This is a genomic window from Limnochordia bacterium, from assembly GCA_023230925.1.
Lineage (GTDB): Bacteria > Bacillota > Limnochordia > DUMW01 > DUMW01 > JALNWK01.
This window is the reverse complement of record JALNWK010000039.1, coordinates 1-18,778: the sequence shown is the minus strand read 5'-3', so window position 1 is coordinate 18,778 and position 18,778 is coordinate 1. Positions and strand designations below refer to the sequence as shown.

Here is an 18,778-nt window from a genome sequence, read left to right as displayed (position 1 = left end):
CTTTCTTCTGTGATTGTTTACCTTAGTTTCTTCATCATCCTACTTGTGTCTAAGAATGCCAAAGGGGTGAAGTGTGTTTAGCTTGGTTCGCACGCAGAACGGTTTTCCATGAAACTAGTTCTGGCATGGCGTTGGTATCAGCAGGCCGACTCTGGGAAGCCCGATCTTGATCATTGTTGCGCCGGTTACAGTGATACTGTCGGACTTTGTAGAGCTTCGGCAACAGTCTAAGGGCCTAGATTGGGGCTAATTAATGTAGAAGGGGTGGGATGACAATGCGCAAAGACTTTGAACAATTTGTGGAAGCTTATAAAAGCGCTGAGGATGACGAGAAGACGAAAATCTACGTGGAACATCTGTTGTCAACTATTGTCGAACACGCACTAGGGAAATGGCAGGAGATGGAAGGAGAATCCACATATGATCACCTGATAACCAGTGTGGGTCTTTCTCCGGAACCTGTCATTCTAATGATCACGGTTCTCAGGCCAAAGGAAGTAAGCTTTCTAGTCACTGCTGAGTCAAGGAGGAAACTAGATGTAATTGTGGAGTCCACAGGGTTAAGACCAAGCCGGTGGAACTCCTACCCGGTTGATTCTTCAACTATGGTTGAGGTGTACCAAGTTATTAGGGACATTCATAATGCCACGGGAGAGCGACGAATCGCGATGGATATTACCGGTGGAAAGAAGTTGATGTCAGCTGGAGCAGCCTTGGCGGCAGCTCAGGCAGGAATAGACATCCTTTATGTTGATTACCTCGAGTATGACCCAACTGGTCGGAGACCTATTACTGGAACAGAGTATGTTGCCCGCTTAGAAGATCCCATGGTGGTTTTTGGAGAGCGTGAACTCGATGAAATCAAACGGAAGTGTGAACGACACGACTATGCGGGGGCGATCGATGCGATCGTTTCCGTACGTTCTAGGGTGCCTGAACCACAGGTCTTCGAGATTTACCAAGAAGTAGCACTAGCCTACAAACTATGGGAGGACTTCGATTTCAAGAAGGCCCGTTCCCATTTGGTAAAGGCGGTTACTTTGATGGAGGCATATCGGCAGCTACCAGCACTCAAGGATAAAATCCGTGAGCAAGCTTCTCTATTGGCCCCTTTAGAGGAACTGGATCGACAATCTGCCTACGAGACGATCAGCAAGCCGGACCTCGCCTGGTTATTGATTGGTTCCTGTTTGACTAATGGCAGACGCAGAGAAGAGCAAAGTCGTTTAGATATGGCATCGTTATTGATGTACCGCACGCTGGAAATGACAATCCAAAGGCGGTTGGCCTGCTTTGGTATCGACGCGAAAGAACCGGACTATGCCCAGCTTGGCATCACGACAGAAGAACTGTTTGCTAAGTTTAAGGCCGCGTTTGTTGAGGCCATCGGGTCTTATCGCGGGGCGTCCTTGCCGCATCCCATTGGACTGATGCAGGGGGCTGTCCTACTACGGGTGCTAGAGGATCCGAGCCTACAAGGGATCAATCCAAAGGACCTATGGTCCAATGTTGACCAACGCAACCAAAGCATACTAGCCCATGGGATTAAGAGGATCGAGCGTCGCAACTATGAGCGACTAGCTAAAATGGCCTACACGATAGCTCATCAGGCGTGGGAACTAGAAGAAGAAGCTGCATTTGCTTTAGGATTTACAGAGTTCTTGGACCGGCTTACTTTTGCTTGCTTAGATTAACACATCAGCTTAACTTAGACTCGTTGATGTCTTGGGATATCAGGCTTATATATATAGCAAAGGCAGGTATTGATCCAGCCTATATGTGTGTTACTTCTAAACAGTGTAGGCAACTTAATTGGAGGGATATCTCATACGTCAACCGGATAAGACCCAAGTAGCTTCCTCGGTTGTCTAGGGTTCTTAGCGTGTAAAAGATGTGTTTATGCTCAAAGGATGCAGCTGCGTTCAGGGCGTAGTGCACGGGCCAAGGGTCCTTGGACCCTGCTATGGAGTGGAAGTGGCATTCTTTTGCCGTTATGACGGACACTAAGCAGCAAGGATTTGTCTATTTGACAAGCATCATGGACTTATTCTCACGAAGGATTATTGCCTGGCGTCTTTCCAAAACGCTAGAAGCCAAATGGGTCGTTGAATGTATCGAAGATGCCAAAGAGTTAAGGCGGATCACACAACCTTTAGTTTGGCAATCCGATCGGGGTTCTCAGTATGTTTCCGTAATCTATCTCGAAGCTTTGGATAAGATTATGCCCAGTTATTCTTGCTCTGGAAGTTACGCTTATACTGAGGTAAGCAAGTATATGAGCTACTACAATGAACGGCGTAGACATGGTAGCCTCAACTACCAAAGCCCTCGACAGTATCACCAAGCATTCGTGAGCAATTCTATAAGAAGGACAGCCATTGTAGCATAATGTCCGAATTTAGGGGGTCAGACCGGGCATCCTTTCGATCAGTCTTGACTCTTTGGTCTGGTTTTTGGGGAATGAGAGATGGGGCCACCACGATACAACTAAAGCCCATATTTGTTAGCTGACGGTACAAGCTGTGTCCGCAAGGACCAGCCTCATGGTAGGTAGTACGCGGTCCTACCAGAGAGGACACTTGTCGTGTATAATTAAACCATAGGACGATAACTAAAGATGAATACTGCAATACCAAGATGCGGAGAGGAGGCGTAGGATGTATAATTTTCCTGAAGGATTGTATGTTGATGTTCGCATCGAAGAGACCTTTGATACCAGAATCGGCTATAAGAAGCTGACCCTTGAGCAACAAAAGATACGTAACAACAAGGGTGCATTCATCAGGGTATTTGACGGTAAGTGCTGGTACTATAGCTCCACGACGGATATTGATGGCATCCAGGCTCAAATTGATGCCTTGGCCAAGATGGCTACTCCAAAGCCGGATATCCTCAAACATCCTATTGTCGAAGCCTTTGAAGTAAACCAAGCGACTATCATGCAATATGGAACAAACTCAGTAACCGACATACCCGTTGAGGAAAAACGAAGATTGCTCGAGAGTTATCTGGCCTTAATAAAAGACCCGGTAATCGTGCACCATTCATCCTTCTATGTGGATAATAAGACGATCAAGTCCATCTACACATCCAAGGGTACTGCGGTCATCTTTGATAAGCAGACTGCAGGTATTCGTATTAACCTGGAACTCTCCTACAAAGAGAATAAGAACCAAGCAAGTGTTTCTAAGGCTGGTGTATCCTTTGAGGAGCTGCTGAACCTGGAGAGCTTCTTTGAAACCGAGTTGGATAAGAGTGTTGTTTTTACTAGGGAAGCTGAATCTGTGATCCCTGGTGAGTATCCTGTTTTGCTCAGTCCGGAAGCAACCGGGGTGTTTACCCATGAAAGTTTTGGGCACAAGAGCGAATCCGACTTCATGGTGGGGGATGAGACCATGAAGGCCGAATGGGCCCTAGGCAAGAGGATCGGCCAGGATGTGCTTACCATTGTTGATGATGGTACCGTTCTTGGTAATGGGTACGTTCCCTACGATGATGAGGGTACTAAGGGTAAGAAGACGTATCTCATTACCGAGGGTAACCTAACAGGGCGCTTGCACAGTATAGCTACAGCTGCTCTATTAGAGGAATCTCCTACGGGTAATGCTAGAGCCATGAACTTCGAGTTTGAGCCGATTGTGCGCATGACCACCACTTATATTGAAAAAGGGGACAGACCCCTTAAGGATATCATCGCGGAGATAGAAAATGGCATTTACGTGGATACGATTAAACATGGTTCTGGTATGTCCACCTTTACTCTGGCTCCGGCCCGGGCATATAAAATCGAAAATGGTCAAATCACCAAGCCGGTAAAGGTCTCGGTTGTTACCGGAAGTGTATTTGGCACCTTGGCAGAAGTAGATGCAGTCAGCGAAGAGTTTGAGCTAATGAGCTTCGTAGGCGGTGGCTGCGGCAAAATGGAACAGTGGCCCTTGCCCGTTGGATTCGGCGGCCCGTATACCCGGGTTAAAAAACTCAAGGTTCAGTAAGGGGGGAGAGCAGTGAAACAAGAATTTATCACCATTCGGGAAAAAGAGATTGCAGCGAGAATCCAAAATACTCGGATCAATGCCATACGTACGAAGGACATCGTCAGAAAGGGTGTCCGGGTCTATGCAAAGGGGACGATTGGCATATCTGGGGCAATTGGCCAAGTGTCTGAGGATGTGCTGGTGGAAGACGCTATCCAAAACCTGAGCACCGGTATTTCCTACCCCTATGCTCTATCCAAGGAGAGGAAGGACCACCGCAACTACAATGATAACCCCATGAGTTCTGAGGAACTCATCTCTATTACAGAATCTGTCCTAGAAACGCTTCGCCAGGAGTATGCGGATTTTGACTTTAGTCAGACCATTTACGCCGATGAGATACTAATGCAGATGCGTAATAGTGAAGGACTGGATCTGGAATACAAAGATGCGTACTACTCCTTAGAACTGGTCCTTAAGGAGAAGAAGTCTGCCAACCTAATTGATGGCTTCCTAATATGTGTCGGTCGTCAATTTGACTTAGATGACTTTTGGGCCTTTAACCATTCCTACCTGGAAGCATACCGTAACCCTGTGGCTTTGCCAGAAGGGGAAGTCCTGCCTGTGTTCATGTTGGCACCGGATAATCTCTTGGACTTTTTGAATAAATCCCTCAACGGTGAACGGTTTGCTACCGGAAGCTCCCTTTTTAGTGGCAAGCTGGGGGAGCAGTTGTTTAGCGAGAAGGTTACTGTAGAGCAGAACAGAAATCCCAGCCACAATCCCGGGGCCTTCTTCGACATGGAGGGTGTTGTTTTGCCGGAGGATCGCTACGCTCTGATTGAAACCGGAAAGCTGGTCGGGGTCTTTACAGATAAGAAAAATGCTTCGCTTTACAACCTGCCGCACACCGGTTCTGCCTCAGGAGCCTACGATGATATGCCCACCCTGACCACAGCCCCTCTGTATTTTAGGACCGATTCCCAAGACTTGAAGAGTGCTCTTTCAGGGCAGCCAGCTATTCTGGTGATGATCAGTTCCGGCGGGGAGTTCACCCCAGACGGCAGCTTTGCCGCCCCGGTCCAGGTCAGTTTCCTTTTTGACGGCGAGAAGATCATTGGTAAGCTCCCAGAGTTTACCATGCGTTCCCATCTATACAAAATGCTCGGGGAAGACTATATTGGTACCTTTGACAACACTGTCTTTTACCTCGGTGATTTTCCATCCCAGCTTCAAGGATATTACATGACTATTATGAAATAGGGGCCGCCATGGCCCCATTTATCATTATAGCGCTGAACAGATGGTGGAAGCCCATGTTAAGATGAGGAGAAGCGACGGCGGCAGAATCGCAGGGAAGCGGCTTACGTTTTCTAAGCGGTGAGTAGCTTTACCAACTAGGGTACGCTAGCAACTTAGGATAAGGGAGAGGTAGCCTGTCTTTGTGTTGCCTCGAAAAGGAATATATGGGTCTTCAAGAAGGCCCTTGGCCGGTTCAGTGATTAGAGCTGATGTGCTCAGGAGTCGTCAAGGGAAAACCGCTGTATTTGATTCTCTCACGGTTGAGCCAAGGTTAAAGGATCATGAAGCATGACTGGTGGTTTATAAGGCAAATGCCGTATGTGTAGTTCAGGACATCGGTGCTTTTGTTTGTCCTTGGAATCTAAACCCACTCTTACGCATCCGGGAAGAACGAAAAATAAACGCTAGATTCCATTTCTGTCGGTTCAATACCCAAATAAATGACCTAGATATGCAACAGACGCTATTTTTCGGTCTGCATCTTGAAGTATATCTTAGGGCCATTGAGGTCCACCTTGGTTTGGCACGGTGACCTTAACAGATTTCCTCGATGCCGTAGCTAGAATTACAGTTCTACTCAGCCCGCAACGTGGATCGCGTGACTCCAAAATACTAATATGGATTGCTTTCATCGAATACAGGTTAATACTAGTCAACATCTTCCATATTACGTTGTTACTTGGGAGGCATCTAATATGAACAGGAATTTGTTCCAGAAATGTGGTATCACAGAAGAGCATGCGAAATGGGAATCTTGTATCAGGCGGGAGTCACAACTATATGCCCGGGAAGGGGATATGCGAAGCGAGTTTGTGAGGGACTACAATAGGATCCTGCACAGCTTGGCGTATAGAAGATTGAAACATAAGACACAAGTCTTTTTTGCCACTTCCAATGACCATGTCTGTACACGGATTGAGCATGTAAACCATGTTGCTTCAGTTAGCTATACAGTCGCTAAGTTCTTGGGTCTAAATACAGAGTTGACCACAGCTATTGCAACTGGCCACGACCTGGGCCATCCCCCCTTTGGTCATACCGGCGAAAAAGTCCTAGCGAGATTAATGAAGGATGCCACAGGGGATGATTTTTGGCATGAGCGGAACGGGCTTGTATTTGTTGATGACTACGAAACGATTCCAGATCCTGAAGGTTTTGAAAGCAATCTAAACCTCACGTATGCCGTTCGTGACGGAATTGTTCTACATTGCGGTGAAGTCGATGAAACTGCAATAAGACCAAGAAACGAAATCATTGACCTAAGGTCCATTACACATGTGAATGCCGTGGCACCATATACTTGGGAAGGCTGTGTTGTAAAAGTAGCCGATAAGATCTCCTATCTAGGCCGGGACATAGAAGATGCTATGCTTTTGGGGATACTCTCGGATGGGGAACTGGACGAGCTATCTTGTATCTTGAGAGAGTGTCTTGGTGAGACACCACCAGAAATGAAGAACACGTTCCTGATGCATGTACTCATGGTGGACTTATGTGACCACAGTTGCCCCAATTCGGGTATTCAATTATCGAAAAAAGGCTCCAAGTTGATGGCGAGAATAAGGGACTTCAGCAACCAGAATATATATGCGCATAAGAGAATATCAATTTACAACAAGTATGCTGATCTGATTATTAATTCGATCTACGATACCTTAATGGGATACTACGATGGCAGGAACACCCTTAACCGGGTTCTGCAATCCGCGACAGTGTATCCAAAGTTGGCAGATAGCTTTGCGCAATGGCTAGTGAGGTACTCCACCATGCGGAGAAACCCTGTTCTTGACGGTAAACTGGAACGCATTGCCGCTAGGTCGAGAAACCGAATTATAGATGATATTCTAGACCAACACGCCTATGTCCGCACGGTCGTGGCTTTCGTTTCAGGTATGACAGATCTGTATGCAATTAAGATTTTTGAAGAGCTAACTACGTTCTAAAACACGCATAACCAATCAGTTGGTTCTGCCTCTTGTTGTTGGCTATGGACGTTGGGAATGTGCAGATAGTGATACTAGAGGGACATTTGGACTCATGACTTCTACACCGGCCAAATAGGTTTGACAGGAATTTCCTAGTTTGCTTTCACCTTCGAGAGAACAAGAAGCTTACTGAGCACCCGCATAACAGGTTCGGACACACCAATTATATAGATCATTATCGTAATTAATAGTGTTAAATACGAGATTTTGCAGGAATCGCATTACGTTATGACGAATAACCATATATTGGCATAAGAATACTCTGAAGGGTGATCAGGGGATGGACCAGGTTATCCAGTCGCTAGAAGTCCGCAGATTGCATCGACGGTTATCTAAACCTGCCCGAACCTTAGCTAAAGCATGTAAGAGAATTAGAAATGATGCATTCTTCGCGGATTGGCATTTCACCTTCATAGACAAACATGACCAAAGAGTATCTAGGGAAAACTGCCTGATAGGCTTTACCGCCAGCCCCCGATGGGCAGAAGGGCAGAAGGTAGTGGTCATGGCCAGATATCGGATGAAGGGTGGCAGTTGCCGATTCCGCTCAGTGGAATACGTAGTTATGCAGGTTCCCCCACCGGATGACCCCAACAAGCGCTCTTCGCAAGTATTTCCAGCTTCCGTTACCCCCATATATCTAGCTAACGTTTTTCGGAAAACGGCACGTAGATGGCAGTCAGAACTGCGAGATAGGGTGTTGGATTCCCCGTCGGAGGTTGTACCTCTTGAAAATAAGTCAAGCAAGTATTACGAAGTTGAGGAAGCCTATTACGAACCCATCCTTCTTAAGCCTTTAAGACTTGAAGTTTCCTCCCATGCTAGTATCGCCGATTATGAGTTCTCCCTCCAAGAGATTTTACCGCACGTCAAGTTCATAGGATGCATCGAACTGGATGAAGTCCACTTAGAAGAACTAATTACGCTACTATCCATAGAGCTTGAGGAAGCTCATAATACATCAAGGCAGGCAAAAGACTTAGCTAAAGTCTATCCGTGCGCGGTAGCGTATGTGTTGGTTCATCTAGCCGCTGATGAGTACAAAGACGGGGAAGTTTGGCCACTAATCGCGGAGCGGCTTGGTCATGATAAGCAAGTTGTGTATGAGCTTAGAGAGTCCATAAGGATCTGTCAGGAATGCTATGACCTCGCCATATGTCAAGCACAACGGCAAAATCTTTTTGTTTCTCAGCTGTTGTTTCACGCAGGTATTCCCAATTGCTATATGAATCAGTTCATTAACCTGGTATATTGTAATTTTGTTCAGTATGGTTTGGTAACCCCCCGTGCTGTACTGGAACGCCATAGGGCTAGGCTACGAGATCCCTACTGGCGAGAAAGTCAGTGGAAGATACCAGAGCCTATAATAGATTTCCTCGAATATGGAGGTAGTTGGGCTGCGCAATGGGTGATCATTACCGCCGAGTGGCTTGGTGCCCCTTCCGGTCTTTCTCTAGAACGACAAGAGGTTGCTCCTAGCAGATTGTTGAATGCCTTGGAACGAGCAGGCCACCGGGAGGTCAGTGTTGGCAGTAGTCCTGTGCTGACTGACCGCAAGAGACGAAGCCGCCAGAGGGCCTCTAGCATGCGGCACGAGACCTGGCTTGATATCGAAAAGAACGCCCTCATCCTGCGGATCAAAGAACAAGAATTCCTAGGCGATTTTGACCGGCAGGCTTGGTTGTATGCCCTGTTGAAGGACAAGGACGGTACTACTGTAGACCGAGTTATTCTAGATGCTAGTAGAATACATGATGGGATTAGGGTCCAACCTGCGGAACTAACTCTACCTGAAGTTGGTGGACCATTTCAGCTGGAAATTGATTACGGCGGAGATGTGTTAGCATCATCTTTAGTACAGAGCCTCGATAACTGTGAGCTCTGTGCCGTTTTCTCTCTTTCCGGTCGGCCGATTAACCGCGATCTGCTGCGTTATCCCCATGTCTTAATGTTAGTTGCTCAGGGTGCTCAGGTGTTGCCGGAAACAACGATTAGAAGCGAAAAGGAGTTCTCTGTTGAGGCGGGCTTTCATCTGCTTACATTGGATCTGCGGGAGTGTGAGAATCTCGAGCTGCAGGTGAGGTTGGGTACCGCTTTGATGACCTACCGGGTTAAGGCAGAACTTCTGGATGAGGAAATAGATCTGCATGAGGGTCAAAGGGTGCACGGAGCCTATAGTCGAGGATGTCCAATCTATGCTGGAGAGTTGCCACAACTACGCTTTCTGACCGAGGAGCGTGATGAAGGACCAAGGCCCGTGTTTAATCAACTTTGCCTTGTTGTGGACATGCTAACTGAGAACCGACGAGTGGAATGGGATATGACCGAATTGCTCGAAATGGTCACCCAAGATGATCGTTGGACAAACCTGAACCTGCTGATGGACCTTATGGATACTTCCCTAGAGAGCCCCTTCAAAATTACGTTTTCTTGGGTGGATGCACTCGGGTTAGATAGAGAACTCACCCTGATTAACCTACCAGGTTTTCTACTGGATTATGCAGCTTCGGTGTTTCTTCCGGAGGAAAACGCAGTGGCACCAGTCGATGTCATTGTTCCTTCGGGTTGGCAGTTGACGGTCAATCGGGGTGCAACGGTGATTGGAGCGTATGAGGATGTTGTTGAGCTTGGGTTAGATCTGAGTCGGCTCATCATCTATGGCGAGTTAAGTTATCAAAACACTGCTCTACCCATTTCTATTGAGCTTCCGATTGTCCAGTGGAATTTTAGAGGAACCCTGGATCGAAAACGGTGGACTACATCCCCGGAAAGCATTTGGATCGATCAGATTGAAGACGACGAGTATGAATGCTTGGCGGTAATGATTACCTCTTCGTTCATCGGCCGCATTGTTCTAAAGGTAGGGTCAACCGAAGTTTTCACCAGGTCTGTAGATGCGGGTGAACTGGTATATGATTTTGATCTGAGTAATCTTCCTGAGCTCGTCAGACAGCATGGTCCGAGCCTACCGCTATATGTGATGCTTTATGATCATGACTTAACCCCGGCGGTACCGCCCATTCAAGTAGCAACTTTGTACGCGAAATGGGTACCTCAGGAACTAAGTGCCACGTTGGTGGATAACCGGCAGTTGGTATTAAGTTGGGTTGGCCTTGCACCCCATAGCCGGATGCTTGTCACCTTACAACCAGCTTGGAACGATGCAAAGCGAAGCTATGGATCGACGATTGAGGCGGGAGCGAACCAATGTGTGTTGGAGGATGAAGGAATCCAACCCGGTCCTTATTACCTAAGCCTGATGGAAGAAAGTGAAGCACTTTGGCATCCGAGTGATCGGGGCTCGCTAATTTATGTATCTGATGGAAGATACCAGATTAGGGGGTTTGAGGTCCATAGAGAAGGCAACAGGCTAACTGGCACAGTTGTGGTTTCTCCCGAAGGACTTCTAAGCGTAAAGGGCGTAGTTTTACGTGACGGAATACGGCCCCACTTGGAGGAGTTTAATCTTAGCAGGAATGAACGAGGTCAGTTCGAGTTTGCTATCGATAACTGCAATGGTGATGTTAGTATCGTTGGTGTCTACTCTTTGGATTATGAAGTGTACCGATTTATTACTGTAGGGAGAAGTCTCGCTTCCGCAAAGTCGATTAGTCGTGCTGAAGCGGCCTATTGGTATGATCTTTTGAACACCCTTGATCAAGGGTGGCGCCTATGGATTACTCGGGAGATAGGTCAACCTATTTCGGTGACACCCAAGAAGTCTAAAGAGATTCTGAAGACATTGGCAGCGCCACAAGAAAAACAAGAGACTTTTCCCCTGGACGTGCCGGAGCTTGCGGGAGTGGTGAAGTTAGAGGTCAATCCCCATGATGATCAGGAATTTGACCTCGTTTTTAAGGAGCGTCTTGGGAAGTGCGCCAATCCGAATTGCCCTCATCCTAGACAGGTGATCGAACAGTCCGTTTGGCACGAGATCCATTACCCCAAATGTAAATCCTTTGAAAATTGTCGGGGGCATCTACGGGTGCGTTTGATCATGGAATACGATCTAGACGAACTAATTGAAGCGACAACTCACCAGAGCGAAGGAACAGCTGATTACCTAACCATCATCGCTGATAGCAGTTTCCGGCCACTTCCCATATGCGATCAGGAGCTAAAAGATGCTACTCGTTTAGGGGGAGTCTTGATCGGAGCCTACCAGGACTTAGTACATCATCTAATTTCAAACATCAGAGCAGGGAAGGTTTGTGAACAATGAGCCTACATCCAATTCGAACAAGCAACGCCATTGCGGAGGCGTATTACGGCTACTTGGGGACTTCTTTTGAATTCGCTGATGCCCGGTTGCATCGTCAGTTTCAGGAGGCCCTTCGGCAAGGAGGCAATTTCGTAAGTGGCCCCTTTGTACAGGCAACACCGCCATTTAAGACTACATATACCATTGCGGAGCTGGTCGAGGAAGGAATTTTATCACCATTATTTGCTAGGTGTTCGGACAAAATGTCGATGAGATTGTACCAGCACCAAGAAGAGGCCATCCGTAAGATGATCCTAGGGGAACGCAATTTGGTAGTAGCTACGGGGACCGGTAGTGGAAAGACGGAATGCTTTATGATTCCCATTTGTAATTACCTTTTCCGTGAGTATGAAGCTGGTACCCTTACTCCCGGCATCAGGGCTTTGCTTCTTTATCCGATGAACGCCTTGGCCAATGATCAAGTAAATAGACTGCATTCCATGTTTGAATCCTTTGAGTTTATCACCTTTGGCCGCTATACAGGTGAAACCAAGCATCGGGAGAAAGATGCCCTGGAGTCTTATAGGAGTATGTTTCAGCGTGATCCACTTCCTAATGAAATGATCTCCCGGGAGCAGATGCAACAGAGCCCACCCCATATTTTGATTACCAACTACGCTATGCTGGAGTATCTGTTGTTACGGCCAGCAGACAATGTCTTCTTCGATGGACCAGACGCTAATCGGTGGCGATTTATCGTTCTTGATGAAGCCCATACTTACTCGGGCATAAAAGGAATTGAGACGGCAATGCTTTTACGCCGCGTTAAGGACCGGGTCCGCAAAGATGATACTCAGAGACTACAATGTGTGGCCACTAGCGCTACTTTGGGCAGGGGCATCGATGATGCTCAGGGGATTATGGAGTTCGCCTCGCAACTTTTTAGTGAAGACTTCGTATATGTGCCTGGGGATAACAATAGGCAGGATTTAGTGGTGGCGACCCGGCAATCTGTGAATTACGGCGTGGTGTGGGGTAAACCAGAGCGAAGCCTCTACGCAGAATGGGTGACATTACTAAAGGATGAAACCGAAGAGGCGCTGCTCGATCGACTTATTGAAGCTGGTAAATTAGCCGGTGTACCAGTTTCAGTACTAGTGGAGGCAAAAAAGAGGGCCGGCTCTTCTTTGGATGCTTTTCTGTATGCGGTCCTACAGGGTGATGAAAACATGGTTCGCATGCAGGAGATCTTGGAAGATAATCCCATAACCATCGTGGAACTTGCCGAGTGTATGTTTGAACAGCAGCTAAGCCTTACGGAGGCCGAAACTACAATTGTCTCCTTAGTAGACTTGGCTGTACGGGCACGACCTACTGAGGATAGCAATCCGTTATTGCCCGCTCGCTATCATCTGATGCTTCGAGCCTTGAATGGTGCATGGTTGTCCTTTGTCCCTGAACCTAGACTTCATTTAGTACGGACCACTACCGTGCCTTATGCCGGGGGAGCCGCTCCCGCTTACGAGATCGGGGTTTGCTCCAATTGTGGTACCCCGTATATTCAAGGAGCGACAGATGAAGCGGAAGATGGGCTCGGACGATGTTTATCTCCAGTGGCGACCGACGAGTCAAGTCTGCAATACTACGCTGTCTGTAACATAGAAGAATGGGGGAGGCTTGAGGCCAACGAAGATGAAGGGATTTATGCTTTGGATCCAGACACCCAAGCTTATATGCTCTGTCCGGTCTGTGGGAAGCTCCGGAATGAAGAAGGAGTTGAACCTGACTGTAGTTGCGGGGTAAAACAGATCGTACTTATTCAAACCAAGGCCCAAGTCACCCGTTGTGCTATGTGTGGTGCCAGTGCTACAAAACATGGTATCGTTCGACGGGTGTCCACATCCTCGGAGGCCGCTGCTAGTGTTATTGCCACCGCCTTGTACCAGGAACTACATGTGAATGATGGTACATCGCAGAAGGCGGATGTACCCACGATGCCAGACTTTGATGATGATTGGGACAATTACATACCAGAAGTAGAGGAGCCCGGTAAGAAGCTGTTGGTGTTTTCGGATAGCCGCCAGGATGCCGCCTATTTTGCCCCCTATATGCAGGATTCCTACGAACGTGTACTGTGGCGCAACCTGATTTTAACAGCGGCCCGTGAGGCCATTAACGAGCAGCCGGAACTACCTTTAAGTGTATCCGATCTATGGAGAAGGGCTAGCCAGATGGCCAGACCAGTCTTCGAGAAAAGTGCTCGAGATATTAACATTGACGCACAGGCGTGGGTTTTAAATGAGTTTACCAGACCGGGTCGTCATGGACTAGAAACGTTAGGACTTTTGGGATTTGTATTGGAGCGTCCGCCTAGGTGGCGGACTGCTCGTTTTTATGAGCGTAGTTTGGGTTTAACAGATGATGAGGTCTGGGATCTAATTAATATCCTTCTCGGCACGTTACGCAGGAGTGGCGCGGTCTGTTTACCTAGGGAAGGATTGGACTTAAAACATGAGGCGCTTGCACCGGGCAATTTGACCAAATCGATTCGCTTGACACCTGGCTCTAAACAGGGGATTATGGGTTGGATGCCCCAAGCAGGTTCCAACGGCCGAGCGGATTACCTCAAAAGGCTTATGCACCGTCTAGGTTATACCGGGAACGAAAAAGAGCACATATGGCAGATCCTAGAACAAATGTGGAAATGGGAGTTTGCTCCCCATTTGCCCGATAAGCCCTGGTCTAAGTATTTTGCGACATACAATCCGCAAAACCAGCAGGGGATTATTAGTTACCAGCTAGTGGCTGAAAAATGGCACGTACTTGCATATGATAGCCACCAGTTCCCAGTTTGGCATATTTGTGATCAATGCGGCAGTCTTACATTGCACAATATCCGCGGGGTTTGTCCCAAATACCGGTGTCAGGGAACGCTTAGTCCGGTGGATATTTCGGAACGTTTAGCCAGAAATCACTATGTGCGTCTTTACGTTGCTCCGAACCTACCGAAGAAGATGAATGCTAAGGAACACACTGCACAATTAACCCCGGATGCTGCTAGTTCCTTTCAGACAGATTTTCAGAAGGGACTCATTAATATCCTCAGCTGTTCTACCACCTTTGAGCTTGGTGTTGATCTAGGTGATCTAGAGGCCGTACTCATGAAAAACGTACCACCGTCGCCGGCAAATTATGTACAACGAGCGGGGCGAGCCGGTCGACGTGCCGGCACCGCGGCCATGGTTGTTTCCTATGCCCAGGATCGTCCTCATGACTCCTTTCATTACTGGAATCCCGATTTAATGATCAAAGGACACATTACACCACCTCATTTTGATCTGCGTAACGAAAAGATCGTACTTAGACATGTCTATGCCGTCGCCTTGGCAGAGTTCTGGCGAAATTATCCGGAATATGTTGGTAATGTAGGAGGCTTCTTCGAGGATAACGGGGGAGGAGCCGGTGTCGATATATTAATGGAATACTTAGCACTAAAACCGTCAATCGTGCAGCAACGGATTAACCATGTAGTACCAGATGGTCTCAAGGAACAGTTAGGGGTTGACTCTTGGCAATGGGTAAAGAGGCTACTAGCACCCCTTGATGCTCTGGAGCCTGGTCCTTTAACCTGTGCACGGTACGAAGTGGAAGACGATCTAAGAAGGCTAGAGGCCCGAAACGATGAACTGGCGAAAAAATATATAAGTACGGCTCAAGTGGTTTATTTGATGAATACCATCAAAAGACGACCATTGATTAACTTCCTCGCTAGTAGGAATGTGCTACCAAGATATGGCTTTCCCGTCGATGTGGTTAATCTAGACCTGAAATCAAATGCCTCTGCTAATTCGGATATTGAGCTGGAGCGTAGCCTAAGAATGGCCGTGTCGGAATACGCTCCGGACAGCGAAGTAGTGGCCGGGGGAAAGGTATGGACAAGTCGGTACCTCCAGGTTTATCCTCAACGACGCTGGCTGCGGTATCTTTATGGTGAGTGTAAGCTTTGTAGGAACTATGTCACCGAACTAGATACGGGTGACGGAAGTAGAGAAGTAAAATGTGATACCTGTGGTAACACGGTCAAGTGTGTGGTCTTTGTGGTGCCAGAGTTTGGGTTCCTTGCAGATCCAAAGGAACCTGCCGAAGCCGGAAGCCGTAATCTGAAACGGGTCTATGCTGGACGAGTGTCTTTTTCAGGGATTGAGACTAATGCTGAGACCATTGAGAACTCTATGGTGAATGGGATGGTACAGGTGCTTACCTCCAAACAAGGAAAGTTAGCAGTGGTGAACAATGCCGGCGGAAGAGGTTACTTGCTTTGTCCATCTTGTGGTTACGCAGCGATCGGAGGTTCAAGACAACCTGTCGGAACTCATAAAACTCCCTACGGCCGGGATTGCAGAAGGAGACTGGAATGGGTTGCTTTAGGGTATGAGTTTAGGAGCGACATTGCTCGAATCGAATTTGGACTTGCTACCCCGGATACCGCCGAGTTTTGGTATTCCCTATTATATGCCCTCATCGAGGGGGCTTGCTTGGCACTGGAGGTTCATCGTAGTGAAATCGACGGTTGCATCCAGTGGGGAAGTTCCCCAGGATTACCCACCAGCCTTGTCTTGTTTGATGCTGTGGCCGGCGGTGTTGGGCATGTGCAGCAACTAGGGAAGCCCTCGAAACTGACAAAAGTTCTCGAGGCGGCTTACCGAAGGATGGATGCTTGTGACTGCGATAGTAGTTGTTACTGCTGTCTGCGTAATTATTCGAATCAGTTTTACCATGATGTGCTTAATCGAGGTGTGGCGAAGACTTTCCTTGGAGAGCTGCTTGGCCGTGAGTAGTGATATCCTCTCGGATTAGGTGTTCGAATGATAGAGAAGAGTTTCATAAATCCATGAACGGAGCCTACAGGATGACAAACGCAAGGATGGCCTATCCGACAGACATCATTTCAGGGGATGCCCCCATAACAGGTATAAGCTAGAAGATACGAGTTGGTGGGTTGTACCTAGAGGTTGTCTGCCTACTCATTCAATATGAGATGACACTACATCTATGTTACTCCACGCTGCCCAAGCAAGTCAGATAAGGCAGTTTAAAGAGGATGACCCACTAACTCAAATGAGTCTGCCACTTATCTATGATTGCCGGTTCACTAGCGGAAACTACCGGCAGCGTTACCCGCTATCCAATTCTGATATACAGACGATGCTAAGAAAGTATAGACCCCGTAAATCGCCTGTCTTTGTTTTATCAACCAAAGGATTTCCTCTAACGTTGGTAAATGTCCTTTAAAAGGTTGTCCAAGGAACTTATCCTTGAGCCTTAAAGTACTCCCGCACCTGAGGCATATAGATAGTATCCACAAAGCTCAGTCTCATTGCATGTTTCAAAGTCTCCATCAGTACGTTCTACGTAGTCTGTTTAAGCGGCTTCTGCAGGTGTATCCGTTTGTTTTGACCGCATGGTTGTCAAGTTCGCTTCGGGACAATGTTCAAAACACAGAGACTGGTAAGCCTATGCTTAGCGGGGTGACTCACCATCTTTTTCCATACCGTAAATGTGTAGGCTGAGGGCATCGGTTGCCTGCTTTTGCGCGTCTTGCAGATCTGTACCGACACTTACGCGTTCAGGCAGATACGGAAAGTCAACGCTATATCCTGTCTCTGTCGGTTCGAACACAGCCAAATGAGTTAACGTACGCATATAAGCATGTCTCCTTTCGTGTTTAACATCCCCACAGCCCGGATGACCTCTCTCCAAATGACCAGAATAGACCAGACAAATTCCTATGTCGGTGGTGTACTCAGGTGTAGGTGGAGATACCTGGACCTGAGCACGCCTATAGGCACTTCTTCTGCTGATGTTTTAGCATTTTGCGGACTTCCTCAATGCTGCGTACGGCTCCACCTTCTGCGTGCAATGCTGCGTGGCAGTTGGGGCAGACAGGTACGAGGTCGCGTATAGGGTCAACGTAGTATCCCTGGCGAATCTCGGAAAGGGGAATAAGGTGATGGACATGAATGAAGCCATCCATCTCGGGGCCATAGCGTTCATAAAAGGACATCCCGCATGCTATACAATTGTGGCCGTGGTGGCGCAAGCACTCCTCACGCGCCCGGTGATTCCGCTCAAACCTGTTTACCGGTACGCGGGTGGTCGAGCCCTCCCGGAAACCTGCGGCGTCTGACATGGGTTCGGAAACCAGTGGCGACTCCATTCCGGGCATTGGTCGTCCCAGAACGATGCTCAAGTATTCCGTGATGAGGGGTTCATGCCGAGCAACGCTTCGGGGATCGACCGTGTGATATCGGGCTAACACATGATCAAGATAGCTGAAGTGCGCCGTTTGAATTGCCAACCAGTCGCGTTCTCGGTCGAGTCTAGGATTGTAAAATCCGTTTCTGGAGGGAGGACGTTTGTATCTCGGATACGATTGGGTATCCCACGCCCAGGAGCGCAGGCCTGACAGGCTATCTTCATTTTCCGACGCATCGGTGGTTACCCAGAGATCGCGATCCATAAGCGTCAGGACGATGAGGCGCCCGGTAAAAAGGCGGATACGATCCGAACGTACATGCACCAGCCATATTGCTGAATTCCGAGCTTGGGCGTAGGTCAGCGAATCCGCCAGTGCTTCAAGCTGAGTGGCACGAACAAGCGGATCAGGAAGGATCTTTTCAACTCTGTGTGCAAGCGTTATCAAGTCATGAGCCATCGGTGCAGCCTCCTATTGGGTATTTGGATAGGGATTTCGCGTACCAGCGCTACCGAACCGAGTTGCCGAAACCATCGGGCGTATTTAGCGATTGGAAGACGTTGGTTGTTCAGCCTTTTGTTTGCCCAGTCTAAACGCAAGAGAAGCCCACATGCATACGCTGCAAAACCTTACTGTATTAGCTACTTAGAGGCACTTTCCACAATGCTACTGCTAATAGACAGGTCCATTTTCTGAACCTTTCGTAGTCTATGTGTGCCTAGTATGTTTCAGAATACTTCAATAGGTTAGTTAGCGTCTTGTATGCCTTTGGGCATATCGGAGTGGACAGGACGTTTTAGACATCCTGAATTATCCTATTTGCGCTTACCGTGACATAAACGGTGCCCGGCACTGTTGAACAACTCCTCAGCCTAGTTGATTGCACACTATTTTGGAATATAGGGGGTGGAAGAGTATCAAACAAACGCATCACCTCTTAGGGGCGGTCAGATAGGGATTTATAATTCCTGAAAAATTCGGCATAGTCGTTGATATTAGGCTATGCCGTTTTTTCGTTTATTTTGGTAAATCGATAGCGCCAATGCAGTTATAAAAAATT

Annotated in this window: 9 protein-coding genes and 1 pseudogene; 7 read left to right on the top strand and 3 right to left on the bottom strand. The window is 47.8% G+C overall.

Going from position 1 to position 18,778, the window contains the following annotated elements; all coding sequences use genetic code 11:
• Positions 1-275 precede the first annotated feature (275 nt).
• The gene (locus tag M0Q40_09325) at positions 276-1,694 is read left to right on the top strand and encodes a TIGR02710 family CRISPR-associated CARF protein (GenBank protein ID MCK9222800.1); all 1,419 of its coding nucleotides are present in this window, start codon (positions 276-278) and stop codon (positions 1,692-1,694) included.
• Positions 1,695-2,026: 332 nt separating this feature from the next.
• On the top strand, positions 2,027-2,389 hold the full coding sequence (locus M0Q40_09320; GenBank protein ID MCK9222799.1) for a DDE-type integrase/transposase/recombinase: 363 nt from the start codon (positions 2,027-2,029) through the stop codon (positions 2,387-2,389).
• A gap of 25 nt (positions 2,390-2,414) precedes the next feature.
• On the opposite strand, the pseudogene M0Q40_09315 reads toward M0Q40_09320, so the two are convergent.
• Positions 2,415-2,543, bottom strand: a pseudogene (locus tag M0Q40_09315) (IS110 family transposase).
• A gap of 114 nt (positions 2,544-2,657) precedes the next feature.
• On the opposite strand from M0Q40_09315, the gene M0Q40_09310 reads away from it, so the two are divergent.
• The 5 genes from M0Q40_09310 to M0Q40_09290 all read left to right on the top strand — a co-directional run bounded on the left by M0Q40_09310 (position 2,658) and on the right by M0Q40_09290 (position 16,300).
• Positions 2,658-3,992 (top strand): TldD/PmbA family protein, encoded by a 1,335-nt coding sequence (locus tag M0Q40_09310; GenBank protein ID MCK9222798.1) that lies wholly within the window; start codon positions 2,658-2,660, stop codon positions 3,990-3,992.
• A gap of 12 nt (positions 3,993-4,004) precedes the next feature.
• On the top strand, positions 4,005-5,237 hold the full coding sequence (locus tag M0Q40_09305; GenBank protein MCK9222797.1) for a metallopeptidase TldD-related protein: 1,233 nt from the start codon (positions 4,005-4,007) through the stop codon (positions 5,235-5,237).
• A gap of 734 nt (positions 5,238-5,971) precedes the next feature.
• Positions 5,972-7,219 carry an HD domain-containing protein gene (locus M0Q40_09300; protein MCK9222796.1) on the top strand — a complete coding sequence of 416 codons (1,248 nt, stop codon included), beginning with the start codon at positions 5,972-5,974 and terminating at the stop codon, positions 7,217-7,219.
• Positions 7,220-7,541: 322 nt separating this feature from the next.
• Positions 7,542-11,483 (top strand): hypothetical protein, encoded by a 3,942-nt coding sequence (locus tag M0Q40_09295; GenBank protein MCK9222795.1) that lies wholly within the window; start codon positions 7,542-7,544, stop codon positions 11,481-11,483.
• Positions 11,480-16,300 carry a DEAD/DEAH box helicase gene (locus M0Q40_09290; GenBank protein ID MCK9222794.1) on the top strand — a complete coding sequence of 1,607 codons (4,821 nt, stop codon included), beginning with the start codon at positions 11,480-11,482 and terminating at the stop codon, positions 16,298-16,300. The genes M0Q40_09295 and M0Q40_09290 overlap by 4 nt, the downstream gene beginning before the upstream one ends.
• A gap of 682 nt (positions 16,301-16,982) precedes the next feature.
• Here the strand turns inward: M0Q40_09290 and M0Q40_09285 are convergent.
• Together M0Q40_09285 and M0Q40_09280 are read right to left on the bottom strand one after the other, a co-directional pair.
• Positions 16,983-17,165 carry a type II toxin-antitoxin system HicB family antitoxin gene (locus M0Q40_09285; protein MCK9222793.1) on the bottom strand — a complete coding sequence of 61 codons (183 nt, stop codon included), beginning with the start codon at positions 17,163-17,165 and terminating at the stop codon, positions 16,983-16,985.
• A 136-nt stretch (positions 17,166-17,301) separates the two neighbouring features.
• Positions 17,302-18,177, bottom strand: coding sequence for an HNH endonuclease (locus tag M0Q40_09280; GenBank protein MCK9222792.1), 876 nt, complete (start codon positions 18,175-18,177; stop codon positions 17,302-17,304).
• Positions 18,178-18,778 lie beyond the last annotated feature (601 nt).